The sequence below is a fragment of the Mesorhizobium sp. M5C.F.Ca.IN.020.32.2.1 genome (assembly GCF_004023105.1).
Classification (GTDB): Bacteria; Pseudomonadota; Alphaproteobacteria; order Rhizobiales; family Rhizobiaceae; genus Mesorhizobium; species Mesorhizobium wenxiniae.
On sequence record NZ_RZSX01001075.1, the window covers coordinates 1 to 1877 of the forward strand.

1 protein-coding gene and 1 pseudogene are annotated in these 1877 nt (G+C 58.2%); both read right to left on the bottom strand.

Going from position 1 to position 1877, the window contains the following annotated elements:
- Positions 1-110: 110 nt before the first annotated feature.
- Entirely contained in the window at positions 111-323 is a 213-nt protein-coding gene (locus tag EOA86_RS32985; protein ID WP_128345394.1) for a hypothetical protein, read from the bottom strand.
- Between the two features lie 9 nt (positions 324-332).
- A pseudogene (locus tag EOA86_RS32990) lies at positions 333-1877 on the bottom strand (conjugal transfer protein TraA); the annotation flags it as partial.

The window sequence follows — 1877 nt, forward strand, 5'->3', positions numbered from 1 at the left end:
TGAGGAGCTTATGCCTTGGAACGAGCCTTTGCCGCCGGACGATCTGGAACAGTGGCAGCGTGCTTTTGTCACCGCCGAGCGGCTGATTGGTAAGAGAAAGGCCGTGGACACTAGAACGGCCAAAAGCTGGCGACATAGGCGGCTATTTCACTGCCCCAATTCACGGCGGCATCATACCAGCCTGCGACCGCATCATAGGCGACCTGGAGGGCTCCCAAGAACAGCACAAAGCAGATGACGAAGCCAAGGACTTTGCCGAAGCCTTCGTCGCCCTTGGGGTCGTTGCTCTGGATTACATAATCCTGCCGATGGTTGTCGAACATGATCTTCGCTTAACGTTCCCGGTCATCGCGGTCGCGTTCCCTCTTGTCCATTTCCTCCCGCTCCAGCTCCTCAAGCCGAGGAATATGCTGTTGCGCGGGATCGGTCCGTGTTGTTTCGCCACCACGCTGCGCGGCTTCCTTATCTTTATCTACTCGATCCTGTAGACGATTTGTAGCATCGACCGTCGACGCCAGTTCATGAGCCTCACGAGCCTCGTTTTCATTCGGCTGGCGCTCCGTCTCATCGTTGCGAAGATCGCGCTGCTGTTCGGCAACAGTGTCGACCTTCGCCGGCGTATTGTCCTTATCTTCCTCCGGTCGCTGCGCGCCCTTCTCGGCTTTCTCAATGGCACGCTGAAGGTCGGGATCTTGCTCGGCCACTTCCCGCATATAGGTGTTGCCCTGCACCGCTAGTTCCGCTGCGCGTTCCAACCCTTGCTCAAGCCCGGCGCGGAATGCCTTGGGATCATGAGGCAAGTCGCCGGCCTCGATCCGGTCCAATCCTTCCCGATTGTGTTCAATCTCGATGAGAAGGTCATTTGCAGCTTCAACAACCGCCTCGCCATGTTTGGCGACTGCAGCATCCCATCTGTCGTTAACCTCGTCACGCCGATTGGCCTGCTGATCTTCGCCGCCCTGCTCTGCGATAGCCTCATTGCGTTGCTCATGGAGCTGCATGAGCTCACGCCGTTGATTGACGTGTTCGCGCGCCAAGGCCGCAACCTCGTCAAAGTCGCTCCGTTCTTCTGGCCCGACGATACGCTCGAGCTTGAACAAGGCCGTCTCGACCTTCTTTTCATAAGCCTCGAAATCTGTCCGTGATGTCTCGCGCAATTCGTCACCCTCCAAAACCAGCTTTTGTAATGGTACCAGATTGGCGCGGAATTTTGACCCAAAATCTGCATGTACGATATTGGAAGTCGCTTCTGCCTCTCCGGCCGAAAGCCCGGATATCAGTTGATCCAGCTGCTGTGCGGCATAGGCAACGATGCGTCGGTCACCGCTCGCAAGGGCAATCTTCTGCCAACTTTGCTTAGCCTTTACGGTATACTTCCGGCTCCTTTCGCTTTTGGCTAAAGTTCTCCGGCCGTTCCGCTTAGCGTCATATCTCGCCTGCGCCGCCTCGCTCGTACCGATATGTTCTGTCCGCCCTTCCCGGTTAACCGGCCGCACCTGGTTGCGCGTGTAGGCTGGTGGATTGGCGAACTCCCGGCGATCGGTCATTTCCATGGCAATGCCATGATCCCGGGCCTTTTCTGCCATCGCCACCCGCCATTGCCGGAACACGGCCGGCGTCGTCTCGATCCGGTCACCGGATTCCGATTTCATGGTGACGATCGCGTGGGCGTGAACGTGGGGGCGCTTACCGCCCTGCCCTGCCTCCTTCGGGTCATTGGCGGGATCGTGCGTCGCGAACACATAGCGATGTCCAGCGAACTGGTCTGCAAGGAAGTGACGAACGGCGCCCTCGAACGCCGCGACATCCGTTCCGGCCCTGGCCGACATGATGAGGTGCATCACATCGCGGCTTTTTCTGCTGTGCAGATCCCCGCG

Excerpts from the sequence above, each read along its gene's own strand:
- EOA86_RS32985 (WP_128345394.1), bottom strand. The coding sequence starts at position 323 with ATGTTCGACAACCATCGGCAGGATTATGTAATCCAGAGCAACGACCCC.